At 62.3% G+C, this 22,812-nt stretch carries 17 protein-coding genes; 10 read left to right on the top strand and 7 right to left on the bottom strand.

Annotated elements, in window-relative coordinates:
- The first annotated feature begins 118 nt into the window (after nucleotides 1-118).
- The 5 genes from BV071_RS01580 (at nucleotide 119) to BV071_RS01560 (ending at nucleotide 8,847) form a co-directional block, all read left to right on the top strand.
- Nucleotides 119-652, top strand: a complete 534-nt coding sequence (locus BV071_RS01580) for a sigma-70 family RNA polymerase sigma factor (RefSeq protein WP_035601192.1) — start codon at nucleotides 119-121, stop codon at nucleotides 650-652.
- 4 nt (nucleotides 653-656) lie between these two features.
- Entirely contained in the window at nucleotides 657-2,126 is a 1,470-nt protein-coding gene (locus BV071_RS01575) for a FecR domain-containing protein (protein WP_035601189.1), read from the top strand.
- A gap of 226 nt (nucleotides 2,127-2,352) precedes the next feature.
- Nucleotides 2,353-5,742 (top strand): hypothetical protein, encoded by a 3,390-nt coding sequence (locus BV071_RS01570; RefSeq protein ID WP_035601187.1) that lies wholly within the window; start codon nucleotides 2,353-2,355, stop codon nucleotides 5,740-5,742.
- A 21-nt stretch (nucleotides 5,743-5,763) separates the two neighbouring features.
- Nucleotides 5,764-6,444, top strand: coding sequence for a hypothetical protein (locus BV071_RS01565; protein WP_035601184.1), 681 nt, complete (start codon nucleotides 5,764-5,766; stop codon nucleotides 6,442-6,444).
- A 582-nt stretch (nucleotides 6,445-7,026) separates the two neighbouring features.
- On the top strand, nucleotides 7,027-8,847 hold the full coding sequence (locus BV071_RS01560) for an alpha-amylase family glycosyl hydrolase (RefSeq protein ID WP_052572748.1): 1,821 nt from the start codon (nucleotides 7,027-7,029) through the stop codon (nucleotides 8,845-8,847).
- Between the two features lie 15 nt (nucleotides 8,848-8,862).
- Here BV071_RS01560 and BV071_RS01555 read toward each other — a convergent pair whose 3' ends face one another.
- The 3 genes from BV071_RS01555 to BV071_RS01545 all read right to left on the bottom strand — a co-directional run bounded on the left by BV071_RS01555 (nucleotide 8,863) and on the right by BV071_RS01545 (nucleotide 10,465).
- Nucleotides 8,863-9,840 carry an endonuclease/exonuclease/phosphatase family protein gene (locus BV071_RS01555; protein ID WP_265593937.1) on the bottom strand — a complete coding sequence of 326 codons (978 nt, stop codon included), beginning with the start codon at nucleotides 9,838-9,840 and terminating at the stop codon, nucleotides 8,863-8,865.
- A gap of 62 nt (nucleotides 9,841-9,902) precedes the next feature.
- Entirely contained in the window at nucleotides 9,903-10,154 is a 252-nt protein-coding gene (gene tatA, locus BV071_RS01550) for a twin-arginine translocase TatA/TatE family subunit (protein WP_035601181.1), read from the bottom strand.
- A 152-nt stretch (nucleotides 10,155-10,306) separates the two neighbouring features.
- Nucleotides 10,307-10,465 (bottom strand): twin-arginine translocase TatA/TatE family subunit, encoded by a 159-nt coding sequence (locus BV071_RS01545; RefSeq protein ID WP_035601179.1) that lies wholly within the window; start codon nucleotides 10,463-10,465, stop codon nucleotides 10,307-10,309.
- 119 nt (nucleotides 10,466-10,584) lie between these two features.
- On the opposite strand from BV071_RS01545, the gene hrpB reads away from it, so the two are divergent.
- A complete protein-coding gene (gene hrpB / locus BV071_RS01540; protein WP_035601176.1) occupies nucleotides 10,585-13,176 on the top strand; it encodes an ATP-dependent helicase HrpB in 2,592 nt (863 codons plus the stop codon).
- Between the two features lie 16 nt (nucleotides 13,177-13,192).
- Nucleotides 13,193-13,738 carry a zinc metallopeptidase gene (locus tag BV071_RS01535; RefSeq protein ID WP_265593936.1) on the top strand — a complete coding sequence of 182 codons (546 nt, stop codon included), beginning with the start codon at nucleotides 13,193-13,195 and terminating at the stop codon, nucleotides 13,736-13,738.
- Nucleotides 13,739-13,803: 65 nt separating this feature from the next.
- Here the strand turns inward: BV071_RS01535 and BV071_RS01530 are convergent, their stop codons facing one another.
- From BV071_RS01530 to BV071_RS01520, 3 genes are all read right to left on the bottom strand, one after another.
- The gene (locus BV071_RS01530; protein ID WP_265593935.1) at nucleotides 13,804-14,214 is read right to left on the bottom strand and encodes a hypothetical protein; all 411 of its coding nucleotides are present in this window, start codon (nucleotides 14,212-14,214) and stop codon (nucleotides 13,804-13,806) included.
- A 397-nt stretch (nucleotides 14,215-14,611) separates the two neighbouring features.
- Complete coding sequence (gene lnt, locus BV071_RS01525; protein WP_035601169.1) at nucleotides 14,612-16,318, bottom strand: apolipoprotein N-acyltransferase; 1,707 nt, start codon at nucleotides 16,316-16,318, stop codon at nucleotides 14,612-14,614.
- Nucleotides 16,319-16,547: 229 nt separating this feature from the next.
- A complete protein-coding gene (locus tag BV071_RS01520; RefSeq protein ID WP_035601167.1) occupies nucleotides 16,548-18,479 on the bottom strand; it encodes a phospho-sugar mutase in 1,932 nt (643 codons plus the stop codon).
- A 46-nt stretch (nucleotides 18,480-18,525) separates the two neighbouring features.
- On the opposite strand from BV071_RS01520, the gene BV071_RS01515 reads away from it, so the two are divergent.
- Complete coding sequence (locus tag BV071_RS01515; RefSeq protein WP_265593934.1) at nucleotides 18,526-19,422, top strand: class I SAM-dependent methyltransferase; 897 nt, start codon at nucleotides 18,526-18,528, stop codon at nucleotides 19,420-19,422.
- 68 nt (nucleotides 19,423-19,490) lie between these two features.
- Here BV071_RS01515 and BV071_RS01510 read toward each other — a convergent pair whose 3' ends face one another.
- Entirely contained in the window at nucleotides 19,491-20,177 is a 687-nt protein-coding gene (locus BV071_RS01510; protein ID WP_035601163.1) for a hypothetical protein, read from the bottom strand.
- Between the two features lie 328 nt (nucleotides 20,178-20,505).
- Here BV071_RS01510 and mqo point away from each other — a divergent pair, with 328 nt between their 5' ends.
- Both mqo and BV071_RS01500 read left to right on the top strand, forming a co-directional pair.
- Nucleotides 20,506-22,005, top strand: coding sequence for a malate dehydrogenase (quinone) (gene mqo, locus BV071_RS01505; RefSeq protein WP_035601160.1), 1,500 nt, complete (start codon nucleotides 20,506-20,508; stop codon nucleotides 22,003-22,005).
- A 116-nt stretch (nucleotides 22,006-22,121) separates the two neighbouring features.
- Nucleotides 22,122-22,763, top strand: coding sequence for a sigma-70 family RNA polymerase sigma factor (locus tag BV071_RS01500; protein ID WP_265593933.1), 642 nt, complete (start codon nucleotides 22,122-22,124; stop codon nucleotides 22,761-22,763).
- Nucleotides 22,764-22,812 lie beyond the last annotated feature (49 nt).

Raw genomic sequence — 22,812 nt, 5'->3', positions numbered from 1 at the left:
CCCCCGCTTCCCTTCGTAATTTCACGGTTATGCCGAATTCCCGTGAATCCTTGAATTTATGGTCATTCCGCTAAACCGGGCATGGCCTCCCTCACGTGAATTAGCGTTCTCGCTGCCCATGGACCGCAAAAAGAAGGACAACCTCGAAGACTTCGTTCAGGAGCTGACCCAGTGTCAGGGCGACCTGTTCTATTTTATTCGAGCGCTCTGCGGGGACCCGCACGCGGCCGCCGATATCCGCCAGGCCGTGAATATGATCCTCTGGCGCAAGCGCGAGAAATTCCGGCCCGGCAGCAGCTTCAAGAACTGGGCCTTCCGCATCGCCCAGCTTGAGGTGATGACTTACCTCCGCCGCAAGAAGAAGGACCGCTCGGTCTGCTTCGATGCGGATCTGATCGAGTGCTTCGCCTCCGAGATGCCCTCGGTCATCGACGAACTACCCGAAAGGCGCCTCGCTTTGACCGAGTGTCTCAAGAAACTCACCCCCAAAGACGACGAATTGATCCGCCACCACTACTGGTCCGGCGGATCCCTCGAAGCCCTCGCCCGCGCCACCGAGCGCAGCGTCGGCACCCTCAAGGCCCGATTATTCCAGCTTCGCGGCAATCTCCGCCGCTGCATCCGCGGCCAACTCTCCCCTCGCGAATCCTGAGCTAATGGAAGAACACGATGTCAACCGCCTCCTCAATCGCCTGATCGATGGCTCGATCAGCCGTGAGGATTTTGCGCGGCTACAAGGCGCGATGCGGGTCAATCCAGAGATCCGCGCTGAATACTACGATCTTATCGGCGTCGATCTGATGCTCTCGGAGCGCTACGAAGTGCCCACTCACATTTCGGTCCAGGCCAAGACCATGGAGGATCATTGGGTGGTCCGGCGCTCGAAGCACAAGGTGATCAGAATCGCCTTCTGGGCCGCAGCCGCCTGCGTACTGCTGACCTTGGGCGGCACCTACCTCTTCCGCGGCCAACCCTCCGCCGCGACCCTGAGCGCCTCCAAGGAGTGCATCTACACCATCGCCGGCGTCAGACAGCCCATCGATACCGATACCACCCTCGAGAAGGATCAGGAAGTCGTGGTCACGAACGGCCTGCTGTCTATGGACATCGGCACTCACGTGAAGGTTGTCGTCGAGGCTCCCGCACGCTTCCGCCTACCGGCTAAAAAGGGCAAACTGGATCTCCAGGAAGGCAGCGCTTTCCTCGCTATCCAGCCCGGCGGCAAAGGCTTCGAGGTCTTGACCCCAGGTGGCGGCACTCTCCGCGACATCGGCACCCAGTTCGGCGTCAATGTGAGCAGCACCAAGCAGGTGGAAGTCCACGTGATCGACGGCACCGTGGGGATTGTCCGGGAGGCAGACGGCAAGGTGGAACACGAGATCCGCGCCGGCGAGATGGCCCGCTGGACCGGCAAGGGCGCGATCCAAGGTGGCTTGGGCACCCGCGGTCGCTTCGCCGAGAGCCTGCCGCGCGATGTCACCATCTTCGACGACGACTTCAACGAAGCGGACGGCACCAAGATCGACGGCAAGATGCCGGACATCGGTCTGCCTTGGGTCACCCAGATGGAGATCAACCCCTCTACCATCACCGGCGGCAGGCTCGATACTTCGAAGGGCCCGCGCTCTCTGCTCGCCCGCTTCAAGGGCGGGCAGACTACCGACCGCAAGGTTTACATCGTCACCTTCTCCACCCGCGGCCCCGCGAATATCTGGGACAAGGCAGCCTTCCCCGATGCTGCAGAGCGCATCACCTTTATTCGCAGCGGCAATGCAGGCCCCGCCTTCAGCTTGGTGGCCCGCAAATCCCGCGACCACCACTGGCAGATCAAGGACGAGATCAAACCTGAGAACGATCCCACGAAGTACTCGATCGGCACCCGGGTCTCCGCCCTGTCGGAGGCTGACATCACCCTCAGCTACGACAGCGGGACTGGCTTGGTAAGCCTTTACAAAGGGACCGACACCAAGGGCGAACTCATCGACACTCCCTTCCAGGTGGGATCCGGTCATTCGCTCGACTCTCTCGTGGTTTCGAACGATGGCGGCGGCGACGTTTCCTTGGATGACCTCAAGGTACGGATGCTTACGTATCAGCAAGACGGGGGAAACTCGTCGAATCGCTAATTTTGGCGAATTCCTGCGCAATCGCGCCACGGGTAATTCCGTATCAAAGCTCAACCCCTAGGGATCATTGAGCATATTCATCTATTCCTCTGCGAAAATGAGATTGAAGACCACAGGAAAAGGGCCTACCACTTAGCGATCGGCCCACAATCTGCGTGATTACGGAGCAGGTACAAAACCCATGACGCCTTCCGGATCGGCCCGCTTCAAAACCCCACACTCCCGGATGGCTCGTGCCGCCGGCAAGAAGGGGTTTGCGCTGGTGGTTGTCCTGATGCTGCTGACGCTCCTGTCCGTTCTCGCCATAGGTCTCCTCTCCTTGGCGAATGTTTCGCTCCGCGGCTCCAGCATGAGCGAAGCCCGCCGCACCGCTCAGGCAAATGCCCGCTTGGCCCTGTCCCTAGCCTTGGGCCAGATGCAAAGCGAACTCGGTGACGACCGCCGGGTGACTGCGGATGCATCTCTGCTTTCCGTCACCTCCGCCCAGCCACAATTGGTCGGCGTCTGGAACTCCGCCGCCGGCAGCCAAACCAGCAATGTGACTTCGGCGGCACCTGCCTATGATGCTTGGAAGCGTGATCGCTTCCGCACTTGGCTGGCCTCCAGCCCGGATCCGGATGCCCTGAAGACCCGCGACTTTGCAAGCAGACCTCTTTCCCCTGGGGACCCGCGGCTGTTTTCAAAGGAGCGCGATGGCTTCGAGATGCGCGCGGCCTGCATTCCGGTAGCGGATCAGACCGGCGGCAGCAGCTCGATGGCCTGGGCCGTGACCCAGGAAGGCACCAAGGCCCGGATCAATCTTGGCAACGATTCGCAGCGAACCGCCAGCAACGACGCAATTCAAGCACCGGACGGCCCGAATCTGGCACTCTCCGATCTCGCCCTGCAGCCCAGCAAGGGCTGGTCCCAGCGCTCTGCCCGCGTGCTCGGCATCCAGCAGGCCGTACTCGATCAGGACTTCAATCTCGCCAAAAACAAAGTCGTCCAACTCGGCCGCGAGCACACGGCAGTTGCCCGGGGCGTGCTCGCAGACGTGGTGAAGGGTGGTCTCAAAACCGACCTCTCGCTCGGCTTCGAGCTCGATGACAACAGTTTCAGGCAGCCGCGCTGGGACAAGGTGGTGAATCCCTTCGGCGGTGGCAATGCCCCTCAGGGCGAAGTGCCGCTCTTCCAGCCGCTCAACGGCGGCACCCCCGTGAAGGTCACCATGAACTACCGCTCGGTGACCTACGATCACATCTTCGAAAGTGGCTCGGCACCCACCTTCCAGTCGCTGCGTTCCTACCACAATCTCTACAAGTATCTCTACGACTCCGGCGGCCCCACCGCCTCTTACCGCCCGCAGGCTAGCAGCTACTGGGGTGATCCCCTCGCCACCCGTGGCAGTGAGACTTCGGTCGCGCCGGTGCTCGACCGGATCCTCTTCTTCGTCTGTCTGTCGGTGGATTCCTCCGGCTATCTCAATACCGTGTTCACCCCGGTGATCACGCTGTGGAATCCCTACAATGTCGCGGTGGAATCAGAAGGCTTCGTGGTCTTCCCATGGATGGACATCCCGATTTTTGAGACCTTCAGCGTGAATGGCCAAGCGCTCCCGCAGGTGCCGCTTTCCTATCACATGGGCAAGGATTCCACAGGTGCCCGTGAAGGCCGGCAAAAGGAACCTTACTTCTATTGCAATCTCACGGGCGACGGCACCAAGAGCCTCAAGACCCCGATCCGGATCGGCCCGGGTGAAGTTAGGGTCTTCGTCCCCTCCTCTAAGTCGGTGGTCCGCTATGACCGCTTCCCGGACGAGAAGAACCGCACCTCGATCTACATGAAGCCGGCAGTCACGGCGGAAGACCTGGCATTGGGCGGCGGCATCGGCGTGCCGATGAACATTAGCATGGGCGAACCCATCACCCGCCAGATCTCCAGGACCGATCAGGTGAAGGTCAAAATCGATCTCCGCTTCGATGGCTTCCATTACTTCGTCCGTGCCGAAGACGCTGGCCGCATGAAGAACTTGGTCCGCGGCAAGACGCTCTCTGAAGTCCAGATCCATAGCGGTAAGATCGCCCAGCAGACGCTTGAATCACCGTCCTATCCCGGCGCCGCTCTAAAGGCCAAGCCGCAGCCGGTGGCATTGCTCGAAACCTATCATCGCACCGCCGGTGAGGCCGGTCAGGTGGCCGATCTCGTCTATACCGTCAATCCGCGCCAACGCTACGTGAATGGCATGCTCTCCGGCTCGCAGAACTTCGCGGCCGGCCCGCACTACGAGTCGACCATGCATGCGGTCTCCGACTTCATCAGCACCGCCTTTCAGGTCACCGGCGATGGCCAGCGCTCCTACTATGGGATGAGCAATACCTCCGGCAGCGGTCGGGACCACCTCTCCTTCTTCGAGATCCCACGCGAGCCCATGCTCTCGCTCGGAGCCTTCCAGGGTGCTGATCTTGCGGACTCCGCTTTCACCCCGGGTTCGCAGTTCGGGAATGCTTGGGCCTCCGGCTTCGTCGCCAATTCCAAGGTAGTCAACCATCTCAGGACCGCGCCGATCAACGGCGAGAAGATCGAGCCCAACGGCGTCGGGCTCTATGACAGCTCCTATCTGGTGAATGCTGCACTGTGGGACGGCTTCTTCTTCTCCTCGCTTGGTCCCCGCACCGAACCCACATCATCACCGCCCGGCACCCGTGGTTCGGCGCAGGCTTATGACCGGCCGCTCGCCCCGGTGAAGCAGAGTCTCGGCGATGTCCTCAAGGAGTGGGTGACAGACCCGGAGGACCATCCGCTGCGCAATCCGCGCCACCTCCTCTACCGCGGTGGCCTGACCAATGAGCAGATCCTCAACCGCTTGAACTCGCCCGCCGGCTGCCGCTGGGCTGCGGCACACCTGCTGGTGGACGGTGCTTTCAATGTAAACTCGGTGAACGAGGCCGCTTGGCGGGCCATGCTGTCCAGCCTGCGTGGCAGCACCCTGGATGTCACCGGCAAGGGACCTTATTATTCGGACGATTCCACTCCGGTGCCGCGCCTGCGTCATCCTGCAGGTAGCCCCGGTGACCTGTGGAACGGCTTCCGCGAACTCTCCGATGCCGAGATCCGCGTCTTGGCCACCGAGATCGTAAAGGAAGTCCGTGACCGCGGGCCCTTCCAATCCCTTGGTGAGTTCGTCAACCGCCGCCTCTCGTCTGGCAAGGTCGGCCTCAAAGGTGCGCTTCAAGCCGCCATCGACCGCGCCAAGCTGAACTCCCAGGCCACGGTCGAGAGATTCAGCCGCGACGGCTATCCCTTCCAGGCCAACATTCCCGAGCCCTACACCGGCATCGGCACCCCGGGCTGGCTGACCCAAGCGGACCTACTGACTGCGCTCGGCCCCTTCATCACGGTCCGCTCGGATACCTTCACCATCCGCGCCTATGGCGAGGCGAAGGACGCGAATGGCAAGCTCCTCGCCCGCGCCTGGTGTGAGGCTGTGGTGCAGCGCGTGCCGGATCTCCTCGATCCCGATCCGAACGACAACGCCACCGAGCAACCGCTCGACCTTACACCCATCAATGCGCGCTTCGGCCGCCGTTTCGAAATCGTCTCCTTCCGCGACTTGCAGGAGGATGAATTGGGCGCCTGATTTCCCGTCTTGTTTTGTTTCATGAAGTCTTTGCTCCGCTGTCTTGTCGCCTCGTCCATCGCCGTCCTCCCCGCTGCCCGCGCCCTTGATGTCAGTTTCCTCGCTTGGGACGAGCAGGTCGCGACCCGCCAGATCGCGGTGGGCGAGAGCGAGATCGCCGTGAAGGAACTTCATCCCTTGAAGCGCACCGAAGCCGTGACCGCATCGCTGCTGCCAAGCGGCGAACTCGCCCTGCGCGCGCTCGATCGCAAGGATAGTTCCGACAAGCCGCTGACCTTCACGGTGAAGCTCGGCACCGGTATGACCAAGCCCTTGGTCTTGCTCCTGCCGGATACCAAGGCTGCCTCAGGCCTCCGCGGCTTCGCCATTGAGGATGACACCAGCTCCTTCCCTTGGGGTACCTTCCGCGTCCTGAACTCCACTGGCAAGCCGCTCAACCTCGCCCTCGGCAGCATCCGCAAGCAGCTTCCCGTCGGCTGGCAACCGGTCGATCTCCAACCGGAAGGCGAGAAGGCCTTGCCCATCGCCATCTCCACCACGGAGGCACCTCAAGAGCCTCTCTATACCGGCATCTGGAAGGCCGAGCGTGAGGTCCGCCGCCTCGTCTTCATCGTCCCCGGTACCGAGCCCCGCCTAGGCCCTCTGGCCATCAAGGTGATCCCCGAAGACCGCCGGATCCTGGCGGCTACAGCTGAGCCCTAGCGAGGCACGGACTTTTCAATCCTCCTCTTCCGCCTATACAACTGCCACCAGCTCAATAGAACCCACAGCGGCAAGTAGCTCGCCAAGAGCTGCCACAAGGGTATGGTTACGGTCGATGTGTGATGAAGGACCATCGTCACCCGGTTTCCGCATCTTCCCGGTGTAGGAAGGTCGGAAACCAAGATTCATCGCTGACATCAGGATGGCGATGCCATGAGCCCCAAGGTCCGGTCACGGGGAAACCGAAGTTCGGACCCTCCTCGAATTCCAGAAGCTTCTCCTTGCGGTGGAACTCGGCGTCAATGGCTGAGGCCCAGAGCCTTGCCCCCCATGGCGCGCTCTGGAGTCCGCGAATAATACCAGCCTGTCGCGTGATTTGGGGAATCCGCCCAAGCCCATAGAAGAATCACCACCAGCAAGAGCCCTATCCAGAACACGGACGGTAGTCGTTTGACGGGGCCTATCGTGGTCATGACGTTTTACGAACAGCATCTGTTCCCGGCCCGGGAAAGCAAATCCCGTTGGCTGTCAGGACATAGTAGTCGTTGGACAAAAGGGAGGCCCGGATCCATCTTGGCACCCTTGCCGGAAAATTCTTCCAGCCTCGCGACCTCGCGCCCGGCCATCTACCAGATGCTGCCGCGCTTGTTCGCGAATACCGTTGAGACCCGCCAGTTCAACGCGCCGCTGGCGGTGAATGGCTGCGGGAAGTTCAACGATATCACGAATGCAGCCTTGGACTCGCTGAAGCAGATGGGCTTCACGCACATCTGGCTTACCGGAATCCACGAGCAGGCCAGTGGCACTGCCCACCCGGAGCGCCCGGCCGATCCCCCGGACATTCTCAAAGGCATCGCGGGCAGCCCCTATGCGATCAAGGACTACTTCGATGTCTGCCCGGACTATGCGGTGAATCCCGCCGAACGCCTGGCGGAGTTCGAGTCCTTGGCGGAGCGCTGCCACGCCCACGGACTGAAGGTCATCATCGACTTCGTGCCGAACCACGTCGCCCGATCCTACCACTCTGACATCAAGCCCGACCTGTCCTTCGGCGAGGGTGATGACCACGAGGTCTTCTTCGCTCGCGACAACCATTTCTTCTACCTGCGCCCGGAACATCCCGGCGAGGGTCCGCCGCTAAAGCTGCCCACTGCCGGGCAGGCCGGCTGCAGTGGGCTCTTCGCACCGGAGACGGACTATGGCCGGGTCAGCGGCAACAACGTGATCTCCTGGGCACCCTCGATCTACGATTGGTATGAGACGGTGAAGCTCAATTACGGCCACGACTTCACCAAGGGCCGTGACACCTCCCACCTGCCCGCCTCGAATGCCTCGCCGGAAACAGTGCCCCGCACCTGGCGTACGATGGATGCCGTACTTTCCTACTGGCAAAAGTTGGGAGTGGATGGCTTCCGCGCGGACATGGCCCACATGATCCCGATGGAGTTCTGGCGCTGGGCCGTTCGCCGAGCCCGCGCCCGGAATTCCGCAGCCTTCTTCTGCGCGGAGGCCTATGACAACGATCCCGCCAAGCTCTGCGACGGGCATGTACTCGACGCGCTGTTAGAGGCTGGCTTCGACGCGATTTACGACGACCCGGTCTACGATGTCCTTGAAGGCCTTTACGACTCCTCGGGCAAGTGGGCCAACGACCTCGACGCCCTCACCTTCACCGGCACGCGCTTCCACCGCTCGCTGCGCTATGCCGAGAACCATGACGAAGTGCGCCTCGCCAGCCCGAAGGAATGGGGTGGCCTCGGCATGGCAGTCGGCCGCCCGGTGTCGGCGGTCGTTTATGCCATGGGCCGCGGTCCGATCATGCTCTACAGCGGTCAGGAAGTCGGTGAGCCCGCGGAAGGCGCGGCGGGCTTCGGTGGCGACAATGCACGCACGACCATCTTCGACTACTGGTCGATGCCCGAGTTCACGAAGTGGGTTAATGGCGGCAACTTCGATGGCGGCCGCCTGAGTCCTGAACAGCGCGAGCTGCGCGGGTGGTATGGCCGCCTAATCCGGCTCATGCACGAGCCCGCCTTCACCCGCGGCGAGTTCTACGGCCTGAACCATGCGAACAAGGAGAACCCCAACTTCGGCAGGCTGGATGGTGAGACTGCCAGCGGACACTGGCTCTACGCCTTCCTGCGGCAAGATCCCGAGTCAGGCCAAGCCTTCATGGTCGTAGCGAACTTCAACGGCAGCCAAGCCATGCACGGAATTCGCGTGAGAATCCCCCAGCATGCGCTGGGCTGGCTGGGCATGGATACCGCCGGGAAGCTAAGCTTCCGTGAGCGCCTGGCTGAAGGCTGGGCAGCGGAGATGGCATCCGAGGAACTGCCCTACGGCGGCATCCCCTTGCCCTCCATGCCGGCGCTAAGCGTGATGATGATCGAACTCCACGCCTAGGCACCCAAGCGCGGCTTACTTCTTCAAGATCACCAGCAAGGGCCGATGATCGCTGCCACCGCTCACCTCTTTGCCATCGACGACCCGCGACTTCTCGCGATCCACCGATTCCTTCAAAGCCTGCGAGACCATCACGTAATCGATCCGCGAATAGACATCCTGAAAATCCCAATGATGGGTCCAATACTCACCGCGGGAGTCCCGCAGCGGCAGCATGTTCAGGGTGCTGGGATCGCGCCCTGAACCCTGAACCGTGCGGATTGAAGGGCTATTGCGGGTATCGTTGAAATCCCCATACACCACCAACCGCGCTTGCGGGTCTTGGCTAAGGATCGCATCGAGTTCGCGCCGCAGCAGATGGGCCTCGTTGCGCCGCATCTCTTCTTCATCGCCCTCCTGGACATCGCGCTTCGACTTCAGGTGCAGGCCGATGAAGCGGAATGTACCCACCGGCGTATCCACACTGGCATCTAGAATCCCGCGCTGCATGGCGAACTCCTCACCCTGCAAGCGATAGGTGAGATTCTCATGCTTGACCGTCTTACCGATCGGATAGCGCGACAGCAGCACCAGGCTTCGCGTGGGATCAGCCCCGTGGTTCTGGTATGAATAGGTCATTGGCCATCCGGCATCAGCCAGATGCTTCTGTAAATCCCTCACGTCCTCCTCTTTGCCGATCTCCGCAACGCCAAGGATATCCGGCTTCACCGAAACGATCGCCTGCGTGACCGCATTGCGTTGTTTCTCCGGCTTGGCACCACTCGTGAGCTTGCCGTTCTCGGTGCGTTCGATCGTCAGCCAGTTCTCCACATTGTAGGCCACAAAGCGGAGCCTTGAAGGATCGCTGGTGTCAGCTGCCGGTGCGACCGGACCCACTGAGGGTGCTGACTGAGGAGCGGGCGCCGACGACGCCTCTCCCTGTGCGGGGACCTTCTGGCCTGCCCAATCGCCGCCCTGCTCCTTTTCGCGGCAGGCACCCAGGCCAAGTGCCAAGCAAAACGCCCCGAGTAATCCCGGGGCGCTGCGTTTAAAATCGATCTGAGGGAACTCTGACATCAGGCCTTCTCGACCGGCTCGCTGCTGGCGGCTTGCTTGATGCGGATTTCTTCTTCCTCCTTTTTGGCCGTTTCGCGAGTCTTCACATCCTGCTCGGAGCGGGTGATCTCGCGTTCGAAATCATCACGGGCCTTCTTGAATTCGCCCATGCTCTTGCCCACCCCGCGGGCCAGTTCCGGAAGCTTCTTGGCTCCGAACAGGAGCAAGACGATCAGGAAAATGACAATCATTTCTTGGCCACCGAAGTTCATAGCGAGCGTGGAGTTGTTGGTAAAAAGAGTAGGCCCCCTTGGCTGGCCATGCAATGGGAATCACTGCCTGGCTGCTCGGATCGCCGCCCTCATGAGGCGAGCGTCCGCCATGTGGGAAACCGTCTGGAAAAATTAAAGAGCGATCGCTTTTTTCAGCCCTTGATCTCGTTCTCGAAATCGTTGCGCGCCTTCTTGAACTCGCCCATGCTCTTGCCCACCCCGCGGGCCAGTTCCGGAAGCTTCTTGGCCCCGAACAGGAGCAAGACGATCAGGAAAATGACGATCATTTCTTGGCCACCGAAGTTAAACATAGTGTCTGGAGTTTAGGCCCTGCACCGGGCCTTGCAATGCCCAATACCGGGCCATTCCCGACCCTCTTTCGCCCTGCTTTGGCCTTTTCCTTACCCCGGTTTCGCCGCTATCGCGGGGCGTGCGCTTGCCCGTCCATGAAATCGAAGCCGATCTGAAAGCCGCAGTAGCCCCCGGCGAACGCGACCGTGTGCTGCTCAAAGCCCCCACAGGATCGGGTAAATCCACCGCCGTGCCAGGGATGCTCATGGACGCCGGAATCGCTGGGAAAATCCTCGTGATCGAGCCGCGACGAATGGCTGCACGCCTGTTGGCGGGCTGGGTCGCGAAGCTCCGCGGTGCCACCCTCGGCGGCGAGGTCGGCTATGCGGTCCGCTTTGACACAAAATACGGCCGGGACACCCGCCTGATCTACATGACCGACGGGGTTTTCCAGCGCTGGCTGCAGGACGATCCACAGCTCAGCGGAGTTGGCGCGGTGGTTTTCGATGAGTTCCACGAGCGCCGTCTGGCGGTGGACGTGGCGCTGGGGCGCTGCCTTAATCTTCAGGAGACTGGCCGCCCTGACCTGCGGGTGCTGGTGATGTCAGCCACCCTCGAAACCCATGGGCTGGCGGATTACTTGGCCCCGGCCAAAATGCTGGAAGCGGGCGGACGGACTTACCCGATCGAGGTCGCCTACCGTCCGGAGCGGCCGAAAACCAATGATCGCCGCGGCGGGCCGCCGATGGAGACGCCGGTCTGGGAGCGGATCGCGACGGTCTGCAAAGAAGCCTTGGGAATGCCAGAGCCGGGCGATGTGCTGTGCTTCCTGCCGGGGATGCACGAGATCCGCAAGACGGTGGAGGCGCTGGAGAATTCGTCGGCCTTCCGGAATTACGACATTTTCCCGCTGCACGGTGGGCTGCCGCCGGCGGCTCAGGAGGCGGCGGTTTCGCCGGGGAAGCGGCCGAAAATCATAGTTTCGACGAATGTTGCCGAGACCTCGCTGACGATTGAGGGGGTGCGGACGGTGATTGATGCGGGACTGGCTCGGGAGGCGAGCTTTGATCCCAGACGAGGCATTGATACTCTGTTGATTAGGAAGATTTCACGAGCATCGACCGAGCAGCGGGCCGGACGTGCCGGACGCACTGGCCCGGGGCGGGCGTTCCGCCTGTGGAGCGAGAGTGAGCATGCCCGGCGCGAGGCCTTCGATGCGCCGGAGGTGCGGCGGGTGGACTTGGCGGAGATGGTTTTGTTGCTCAAAGCAGCGGGGGTCGCAGAGGTGCGGAAGTTCCGTTGGCTGGATGCTCCGCTCGAGGAGAGCCTGGTGCGAGCCGAGTCGCTACTGCACGATCTGGGGGCTCTGGATGCGCATGGTGCGCTGACGGATGAGGGACGGGCGATGGCGGCGCTGCCACTGGAGCCGCGCTATTCGCGGCTGATGCTGGCCGGAGTAGAGCAAGGCTGCGTGGCGGAAATGGCGTTCATTGCAGCAGCGGTGCAGGGCGAAGGGATCTTTGCCTCGAAGCGCGGTGGGATCGGGCGGAAGGATTTTGTTTTCCCCGGGGATGGTAGCGACTTCGAGGCGGAGTGGCGGGCCTTCGATTCGGCCGCGGGCATGGACTTCGATGGTCGGCGCTGCGGGCCACTGGGGATCCACGGGCGCGGTGCGAAGGAAGTGGCGCAGGGTTTTGATCGCTTGCAGCGGCTGGCGCTGCAACGGGGATGGCCATGGGAAGGTGTCGATTTTGCCAAGCGCCGCGAGGCGGTGGGCCGGGCGATGCTGGCATCCTTCAGCGACCGGCTGGCGGTGCGTTTCAGCGAGGCGACCCTGGCCTGCCGGGTGGTCGGCAAGCGCCGGGGCAAGCTGGATGAGGAGAGCGCGGCGAAGCGGGCGGATGCTTTCGTGGCGGCGGAGATCACCGAGGTGGAAGGGCGCGAGGTGATCGTGCAACTCAGGCGCGCGACGGCGATTGATCCTGAGTGGCTGAAGGAGCTTTTTCCCGAGGATTTCAGCTTCACGAATGGTGCCAGCTACGATGAGCCTCGTAGACGGGTGGTCGCGCTGAAGGAGACGAAATTCCGCGACCTGGTGCTCGAATCCAAGGAGAGCGACCACGGAGTGAACGAGGATGCCGCGGCGGAGATCCTAGCCGCGAAGGTGCTATCGGGAGAACTCATCTTGAAGAACTGGGATGCTGCGGTGGACCAGTGGTGTGCGCGACTCGACGGCTTGGGCAAGTGGATGCCGGAGTTGGAATTGCCGGGTTGGTCGGAAGAAGACCGCGCGGCGGCGGTGGCGCAGATTTGCCACGGGGCGCTCGGCTACAAGGACATCAAGGAGCGGCAGGTCTGGCGGGTGCTGAAGGATTGGTTGAATGGACCGCAGCGGGCGGCATTGGATTCCTACGCGCCGGAGCGTATGACGTTGGCAAATGGCCAGACGCCGAAGGTGACTTATGAAGCGGGCAAGGATCCATGGATTGCCTTGAGGGTGCGGGATCTCTTCGGCGTGTGGCAGACGCCCATGATTGCGAATGGCCGCGTGCCGCTGCTGGTACATATTCTGGCGCCAAACCAGCGGCCCTGGCAGATGACCAAGGACCTCACGAGCTTCTGGGCTGGGGGCTATACCCAGATGAAGAAGGACCTCGCCGGGCGCTATCCAAAGCATCCTTGGCCGGATGATCCGAAGGCATGGCTTGCCGCGGGCGGCGGGAAACGCTGACCTATTTGTCTCAAGCGTGGCAAAGCTCCTCATTCTATTGGCTCTAATTCCTGTGCTCGGTGCATGGGCTGCCCGGCGTTGGTTCTGGAGCCGGGTGAAGCTGGAAGGCACGCGGCGTGATTGTGAGACCAGCGTGAAGGACCTGCGGGTGCGGCTCGGCCTGCCGGCAGGTCGCCGCGGCAAAGAGACGCACGCCGCGGCGCTGGGGAACGCCGTGCGCGAGTGCGGGCTCGAGTTGTTAGAGAAGGATGGCGACACGCTCGCCAAGGCACGGCTGAAGGGAGCCTATCTGACCCGGGCCTTGCCGGTCCTGGTGATGGTGGTTGCGATCTTTGCGATCTTCTCGAAGCGGATGTCAGCCAGTTGGGCGATCGCCGGGGCGATCGGCGTGGTGGCGATTTGGACCGTGCTCCGGCTCAGCGGTTTGGCGGTCGAATGGCGCGCGGTGGCGCGGGGCACGGAGGCGCTCAAGGCCAGCCGGGCGCTCAAGCGGATCAATGATGAGACAGAGGTGATCCGTTGTGCGAAGGCGAGCGTGTGGAGCAGTGTTTGGCCGTTTTGAGGGGTGGTCGGGACATTCCTTGGACGCGGGCAGCACTGGTAGCTTCCGCGTTCTGACGAACGCGCCTACGTATCAGGTGAGCCTTCGGCCTCGATTGGACCTCGGGGTTCGCTTATCGAGTAGTAGCGGGTCACCTCCCGGTTGTGGATCTTCCAGAACTTTCCCCAAAACTCGCAGGCCGGGTGTATTGGAAGTTCAGGATAGCCCGGGACGATGGCACCGCCATAGAGCCAGTGCTGCCATTCGTTCACCAAGCCCGCACGTTGAGGGTTGTGGCGGATGTAGAGCACAGTGTCCTCGAAGGAATCTGGCCGGCATTCGTGGTGGCGGAGGACGCGGTCGTGGGCTTGGGTTTGAAGCTGGTGGCCAAGTGGAAGGAGGAGTGCATTCCATTGTTTTCGCAGGAAGCGGGCCGCCAGAAGTTGGTCGGAGTCGGGAGAGATCCCCATCCAGAGGATGTGGGCGTGATCAGGCATCAAGCAGTAGGCCGGACAGTGAACGAGGTGGCGCGATCCTGCGTGGAGCAGGAGCTCTCGGAATGCGTGGTGCATCGTGGCGTCGAGCCAACCGGAGGTTCGTTTGTGTATGCCCATGGTCCAATGGACCCACGCTCGACCGCGATAGGTTTCCGGAGGAAGACGCGGGAGGTGTCCGGGATGGGACATGTCCGGTATGTTAGAGGATGTGGAGGGAGAGGGACAATCTTGTTTTTGGGCTTGGGGGGAAGCGGGCTGGTCTCGTGGCTTCCGCGTTCTCACGAACGCGCCTACATTTGAGGGACGTTGTGGCGAGACTGTGGACGCGCTGTTGGCCGAGCGGGACGATCCTTCGGCGCGGGCTGCACTGGTGGCTTCCGCGTTCTGACGAACGCGCCTACGGTTCTTCGGGGGCGCCCTTCTGAGGCGAGCGGCTTCTCAGGCCCATGCCGAGGATGGCGGCGAGGGCCAGGCCGATGAGGCCCCAGTCGCCGATGATGGAATAGAGGGTGCGGATGGGATGCTTGGGGATATCCACGTCCACGAAGAGGGTGCCGCGGGTGAAGGTGCTGCCGTTTTCGTCGCGCAGTTCCTGGGACTTCCACTCGCGGGAGTGCGGGTTGAGGGTGATGCCGGTGGAGGTGATGGCGGCGCTGACGCCGGTGTTGGCGGCGCGGATCATCGGGCGGCGGAGTTCGATAGCGCGGAAGCGGGCGTTGGCGAATTGCTGGTCGGCGCCTTCGCTTTCCTTGAACCAGCCGTCGTTGGTGATGTTGACGATGATCTGCGGTTCGTCGCGGGTGAACTTGCGGACGAGGCGCGGGACGGTGTCTTCGAAGCAGACGGTGGGGATGATGCTGACGGACTCGCCCTTCACCTCGGCCGGCATTGGATCGAGGCTTTCGCCGACGGAGAAGCCGTGGCCGAACTTGGTGCCGGTCTGCTGCTCGTAGATCTTCGCGAGGAAGGGCAGCTTCTCCACGAAGGGAATGTATTCGCCGAAGATGACGAGGTGATGCTTGCGGAAGGTCGCGATCGAGCCGTCGGGAGGCAGGATCGTCATGGTGTTCCAGCCACGGGCGTTTTCCTTCATCCAATACTCATCGCCCTTCTGTTCGCCCTCGAGCTCATTGAGCCCCATGATCAGGGTGAAGTCCCCGCCCTCGCGGACACGGTCGATCGAGATCTTGTTATCGATCGGCATCAAGGCGGTGCCGTCGTCGAGACGGAGGATGCGCCCGGTTAGGGCGGTCTCAGGCCATAGCACCCAATCGGGCTTCGGAGCGCCGGGCTGCTGCAGGGCTTTGAGGGTGTCGTCCTCATAGCCCATGTGGATTTCGGTGGCCTCCCATTCCTGCGCGCCGGCCTGTTGCGGGATATTGAGCTGCACGAGCAGGGCCTTGAGCGGGATCGTTTCGCCCTTCTGCACGGTATTGATGCGCCACATGCCGTAGCCGTAGCAGGCGGCCATGAAGAGGGTCGCGGAACCAAGGGCAACGCGGCGGCGTTGCTCCGCGGAGTGATATTGGGAGCTGCGGCGGACGCAGAGCTGGAGTAGCGTGCCCTGCACGAAGATCGGCAGGATCGAGAGTGCAGTGGCGCCGAGGAGATCGGCGGCTTGGGCGAAGACCGGGGTCTCGTGGAAGGCAACGCCGAGTGGGTTCCAACCGAAGCCGGTGAAGAGCCAGCTGCGCAGCCATTCGAGGCCGGCCCAGACCAAGGCACAGGCCATGGCGTGCAGGGGGGCATGGAAGAGGCCCTCATCCTCGTTCTTGCGCCATGGGTTGCCCCAGGTGGAGGCGAAGAGGGCGAAGAAAGCCGGGAAGAGCGAGAGGTAGAGGGAGAGTGCGATCCAGCCGGCATCGCTGACGGTGCGGAGCCAGACGATGTTGAGGAGGAAGAAGGCGAGGCCGGTTAGATAGCCGAGGCCGAAGGCTTTGCGCTTGCGACGTTTCTCGGGGAGGGACCAGAGGGATGCCAGTAGCGGCACGAGAGCGATCCAGACGAGCTTGCCGAAGGAGTGAGGCGGGAAGAGCAAGGCCATGCCCAGGCCGCTGGCGATGGCAGCGAGGGGACGGAGGATGATGGCGAGGAAGCGGGGCATGGTGCGACTCAATTAGAAAGCGGAATGTGAGGTGCGCCACCGGCATCTTTCTGGGGCCACCGAGAATGTGGAGATGCCACTTCCGCATGCGTGAGCTCCTCGCCCCCCTTCAGGGGGCAATTCGTTCTCCATGCCCTGCCCAGGGTTGCGCTGCGCTTACCCTGGGCTATCTCCCGGCCGCCCCTTTGGGGCTTTGGAAATAGGCGCCGCTCTGCGTCCACCCTTGTGATCATGCAAGGCGAGCCTTGGCATCGCTTTCGATCCAGGCCCAGAGGCTGTCGAGCGAGGCGCCGACCTTGGTGCGGGCAGCGGCGAGATCGGCCGAAGGCTTGGCCTTGCCGAAGAGGTAGAACTTGATCTTCGGTTCGGTGCCGGAGGGGCGCACGGCGAAGGAGCGTCCGTCTTCAAGATCAACAAAGAGCATCTTCTCCTTGGGCAGCGGATCGCCTTCGGCATCGAAGAGATCGTGGGTGGCGAAGTCGCGGATCCGCGAAACCTTCGAGCCATCGACTTCGATGGGCGCATTGAGCGAGTAAGAGCCGGCGAGCGCCTGGATCTTGGCCGCGCCATCCGCGCCTTCCATGGTGAGGGACTTGCCGCGCTCCTCGTGGTAGCCGAACTCGATGAAGATATCGTCGAGCAAGGTGGCCAGCGACTTGCCGACGGACTTCGCGTAGGCAGCGACTTCCGCGAACATCACCGCGGCACCGTTGCCGTCCTTGTCGCGCACAAAGTCGCAGCCGAGGTAGCCGTAGCTTTCCTCACCGCCGAAGAGGAAGAAGCGCGAGTATTCCAAGCGCAGGGCGCGGGTGGTCGCTTCGTCGAGCGAGCGGTAGTCGCCACCCTTCTTGTCGGCCGGGATGGCTTCCTCGTATTTGCGGAGCTTCTCGGCGATGTACTTGAAGCCAGTGAGGGTATCGACCACGCCGATGCCGAATTTCTCGGCGATTTCGCGCTGCAGCTCGGTGGTGACGAAGGTCTTCACGAAGAGCGCGCGGGCGCGGGTGGCATCGTTCAGCCAGCCGATTTCGAAGGCGGTCTTGGCGCGATACCAAGCCATCAGCGAGCCGATCTGATTGCCGGTGATGACGCGCATCTTGCCGCCATCCTCGCGGACGGCGATGCCCATGCGGTCGTTGTCAGGATCCGTGCCGATGACCAGCTCCGCGCCCTCCTTGTCGGCCAGATCGATGGCCATCTTGAGGGCCGGCGGGTTCTCCGGGTTCGGCGACTCCACGGTCGGGAAGCGGCCGTCCTGGATGTCCTGCTCCGGCACGGTGAGGACCTCGAAGCCGAGCTCGCGGAGCATCGGCGCGATGATCACGCCACCGACGCCGTGGAGATTGGTATAGACCACCTTGGTGCTGCTGCCCTTGAGAAGCTCGGGGCGCATCAGCAGGGACTTCAGCCGGTCCATGTAAGGACGGTCGATATCCTTGCCGATGATGGTGACGGTGCCCTGCTGATCGGCGGGCAGCGCCTCGTAGATCTCATTCTGGAGCGAGTTCACCTCGGCGATGATACCGGAGGCATTCGGCTCGACGATCTGCGCGCCATCGGTGAAGTAGGCCTTGAAGCCGTTGTCGTGGGACGGATTGTGGCTGGCGGTGAGGACCACGCCGGCATCGGCACGCAACTGGCGGATGGCGAAGGAGAGCTCCGGGGTCGAGCGGCCGGACTCGAAGAGATAGGCATCGCAGCCGAGCTCGGCGGAGGCCTTGGCGCAGAACTCGGCGAAATCGCGCGAGAAGTGGCGGCTGTCGTGGGCGAAGACCAGCTTGGCCTTGCGGGAGCTGCCGACGTGCTTCTTGGCGTAGGCGATCAGGCCGCGAACCGCGCGGGAGACATTGAAGAAGTTCATCGTGGCCGTGCCGGCGCAGGGATGCTCCGGGCGGTCGTTAGGGCCACCCTTCCCCTGCTCTGCCTTGGTCACGATCCTGCCGATGGTGCGGCCGCGCAGACCGCCAGTGCCGAAGGCGAGAGTCTTGAAGAAGCGGTCGTTCAACTCCTGCCATTCCCCGGCCTCAGCCAGCTCGGTGACAGCCTCGCTGGCCACCTTGGTGGCGGAGCCTGCGAGCAGCAGGTCGATATTCACGCGGGAGCTCTGCAGCAGGAGTCCGTTGGCCAGGGCTTCGTCTAATCGGGAGGCGAGGTCGCTCATTTCGCGCTGGATGCTAGCGGGCCGATGCTCCATGGCAATGCCTCCCATGCGCCAATTGCTCGATGCCGCCCTCGCCAAACGTGCCCCGCTGCGGGTGCCGGGGACGGACGCCCTGCGGCTGATCGACGGGGACGGCGACGGGCTTCCGGATATTGAGCTGGAAGACTTTGCGGGAAATTGGCTGCTCTCCACCCGCGACCGCGAGGTGCCGCGGGAAATGGGTACCTGGCTGCGGGACCAGGGCCGGAGCGTCTATTGGAAACGGCTGGACCAGCAGCAGAAGGAGTCCCCTGCCCGCCTCTCCGGCCCGCCCCAGGAGGAGCCCTTCACCGCCCACGAAGGAGGGCTGGCCTTTGAGATTTCGTTTCAATCCGGCTACTCGCAGGGGATCTTCCTCGACCAGCGGGACAACCGAGCCGAGTTGCGCTCCCGCCTGAAGCCGGGCATGACCCTGCTCAATACCTTCGCCTACACCGGGGCCTTCTCGGTCTATGCGGCGGCGGCCGGGGCGACAGCAACCACACTGGACCTAGCCCAGCCTTACCTCGACTGGGCGAAGCGGAACTTCGAGCTGAACGGCTTCGACCCTGCCGCGCACTACTTCTGCAAGGGCGACACCTTCCAGTGGCTGGCGCGCTTCGCGAAACAGGGCCGGAAGTTCGATGGCATCGTGCTCGATCCGCCGACCTTCTCGCGGGACAAGGAGGGCAAGGTCTTCCGCGTCGAGAAGGACTATGGGCGACTGGCTGAGCTGGCCTTTGCCTGTCTCGCGCCGGGAGGTTTCTTGCTGGCCTCGACCAATTGCCGGACCTTGCCGCCGAGGGCCTTTGAGGCGCAGGTGCGCGGGATAGCAAAGCGGGCTGTGAAGACGCGGCTGGCGCCGATGCCGACGGATTTCACCGGCGAGGCATATCTGAAGAGTTTGTGGGTGGATCCGGCATGAATGGAAGGCGGCAAGGTTGTCCCTGCCGCCCTCCAGTCAATCCAACTTCTACTAGCAACTCTCTATCGCTACAGCGGAGCCTTGGGGCCGCCGGGGTTCCATTCATCGCGAGTCAGCACTGCGTCCTCGTTCGCATCGAGCTTGGCAAACTTGGCCGTGACCTTGGCACCTGCGGCACCACGCGGGTAAACGTAGGAGAACTCCTCGAGGCTGAGCTTGTTGTCCTCGCTGTAGTCGGCGAGGTCGAACTTGAGAAACCTGGTGCCCGGCTCCGGCTTGGCCTTGCCCTGCTTGAAGAGAGTCCACTCTTCCAAGGAGAGCAGGTGATTGTCATCCGTATCCGCGATGCGGAAGTTTTTGATCATCGCGATGATCGGGGCCTTGCTGAGCGTCGCCCAGTAGAACTCGTTGATGTCTAGGGAGAGGTTATGATTCCCATCCGCATCAGCGAAGGACAGAGCTTCCTTGCCGGGCGATTCCTGTTCACCGACGAAGACGAGATACTCCACCAGTGAGATCGAACCGTTCTTGCTGAGGTCCGCCTTGGCAAGCTGGCGGTTCACCGTCTTTGCCGAAGCCCCGACTTCGAGGGTGGTGGTGAACTCGGCCTTGTTGAGGGCGGAAGAGACATCGACATCGGCGGCGGCGAAGGCCGCGGCACCGGGAGTGAGGACACCGGCGGAGGCGGCGCCGGAGAGCGCGATCGCACAAGCGATCAAGGCGTTACGGGAGTTGGTATGGCTGGTCATTTTCATGTGAGGAGAAACAAGAAAAGGGAACCGTGGGGGCGAGCGAAGTTGATATCTGGATATCACAAAGACAAGCCAAATACCTTCCTAACATTGATTTCACGGACCACCCTAACAATAAAGTTGACCGGCACAACGGCGGACGGGTCCGGAGCAGGGCCGGCGTGCCTCGTTTTGGATTCCACTTTTAGCTATCGAATCCAAAGAGGGATTTGCGTGGATCATTGATTCTCGGGGCCTTGCAAATGCGAGTAAGCCACACAAATCGTGCCGCCGGGGTTGGCAGGCGGGCCGGGAGCGACTAAATCCATCCCCTCCGTTCGTTCACACTTCCATGCCGCACTCGACCCACATCCAGAATCCCGACGTCATCCTCATTGGCAGCGGCGTGATGTCAGCCAATCTCGCTGCGCTGCTAAAGCGCCTGGAGCCGTCCCTTTCGATCCAAGTTTACGAGGTCACCGAGGAGCTTGCGCAGGAGAGCTCGCACGGCTGGAACAATGCTGGCACCGGGCACGCGGGGATCTGCGAGCTGAGCTATACCCCGACCCACGAGGCCGATGGCACGGTGAAAGTGGGCAAGGCGATTGAGATTTTCGAACAATTCGACCACTCCAAGCAGTTCTGGGCCTACGCGGTGGCCAGCGGGATGGTGGAGAAGCCGCGGGAGTTCATTACTCCCCTGCCCCATATCAGCTTCGTCCACGGCGAGAAGATGGTCGCGTATTTGAAGGCGCGCTACGAAGGCATGGCGGCGCACCATTTCTTCAAGGAGATGGAGTTCAGCACCGACCGGGACAAGATCCGCTCCTGGGCACCGCTGCTGCTCGACAAGCGTGGTGATGTGCCGATCGCGGCGACCAAGATGGATGCCGGGACCGATGTGAACTTCGGGAACATTTCCCGCAAGCTGCTCGGCTGGCTGGAGAAGCAAGCGGGTTGCGGTGTGGCGACCAACCATCGCGTGACCAATCTGACGAAGAACGATCAGGGCTGGGAGGTCGAGGTGAAGGATCTGGTGAGTGGCGCGACGCACCACAACAATGCGAAGTTTGTCTTCGTGGGTGCAGGCGGCGGCAGTCTCGGGCTGCTGCAGAAGGCCGATATCCCGGAAGCCAAGGGCCTGGGTGGCTTCCCGATCGGCGGGCAGTGGCTGGTGTGCGACAATCCGGAGATCGTGGCGCAGCACGAGGCGAAGGTGTATGGGCAGCCGCTCGACTCCGCGCCGACGATGGCGGTGCCGCACCTGGATACCCGCTATCTTGACGGCAAGAAGACGCTGCTGTTCGGGCCCTTTGCGGCGTGGACCACGAAGTTCCTGCACAAGAAGGGCAGCTATCTGGATCTGCCGCTCTCGGTAAAGCCGGACAACCTGGCGACCCTGATCAAGATCGGCCTGAGCAACATGCCGCTGGTGAAGTATCTGGTCCAGCAGGGCACCCAGAGCATGGATGACCGGATGGAGGTCCTGCATGTCTTCTACCCCGGGGCCAAGACCGAGGACTGGAAGCTCATCGACGCCGGCATCCGGGTGCAGGCGATCAAAAAGACCGACGGCGAGGCGGGTATCGTGCACTACGGCACCGAGGTCATCACCAACGAGGACAAGAGCATTTCCGCACTGCTGGGTGCTTCGCCAGGGGCCTCGGTCTCGGTGAACATCGTGATGGAGGTGATCAAGAAGTGCTTCGGCCACCTGCTGGAGACGGCCGAGGGCAAGGCCCGGATGAAGGAGATGATCCCGAGCTGGGATGAGGATCTCAAGAAGCCGGGGATGGAGGGGCGCTATCAGGAGATTGAGAGGCGTTCAAATGAACTACTTCAGTTGGGCTAAGCCGGCGCACTTAATCTGAATAAGAGACGCCCTTGCGGCGTCTCTACCCTGCGCTGTTTCACCGATTCCGGGCATTCCGCAACTTCCGGCTGGCCGGACGGTTCGTCACGGTAAGAATGGAAGCAGCACTGACCTTCCCGACCTACTGCATGCCATCGTCACGCCCGACCTCAGCGACCGACAGCGCGGACGGGGATGACATTGACGTGGCTCTGATGCGCAAGATCGCCGAGGGCGACGAGCGGGCTTTCCGCGAGCTGGTGGAGCGGCACCAGAATGCGGTGGTCGGCACCGTGGCGCGGATGCTGAATGACTCCACCGAGGCGGAGGACATCGCGCAGCTGGCCTTCCTGCGGATCTGGAAGCACGCCAAGCGCTGGCGGCCGGACGCGAAGTTCACGACCTATTTGTTCACGATCACCCGGAACCTGGTCTTCAACGAGTCCCGGCGCCGGACCCGGCGCAAGGAGGTCTCCTCCGAGGAGCGCGAGGAGGAGAGTGGATTCCAGGTGGCCTCCGAGTCGCGGCATGAGCCGCAGGAGGAGGCGATGAAGGTGGAGATGCACCAGCAGATCGACCGGGCGATTGCGACCCTGCCTGAGGCCCAGCGGACGGCGGTGATCCTCTACAGCTACGAGTCGCTGCCGTATGAGGAGATCGCGACGGTGCTGAATACCTCGGTATCGTCGGTGAAGAGCCTGCTTTTCCGGGCGCGGACGACGCTGCGGGAGAAGCTGGCGAATTACATGGCGGAATAATTTCCCTATCTAGTTCGAGATAGGTGAAACCGGATGACGGGACTGGTCG

Origin of the sequence: Haloferula sp. BvORR071 (assembly GCF_000739615.1) — a bacterium.
GTDB lineage: Bacteria > Verrucomicrobiota > Verrucomicrobiia > Verrucomicrobiales > Akkermansiaceae > Haloferula.
Note: the sequence above shows the minus strand (reverse complement) of the source record. Positions and strands in the feature narration are given on the sequence as shown.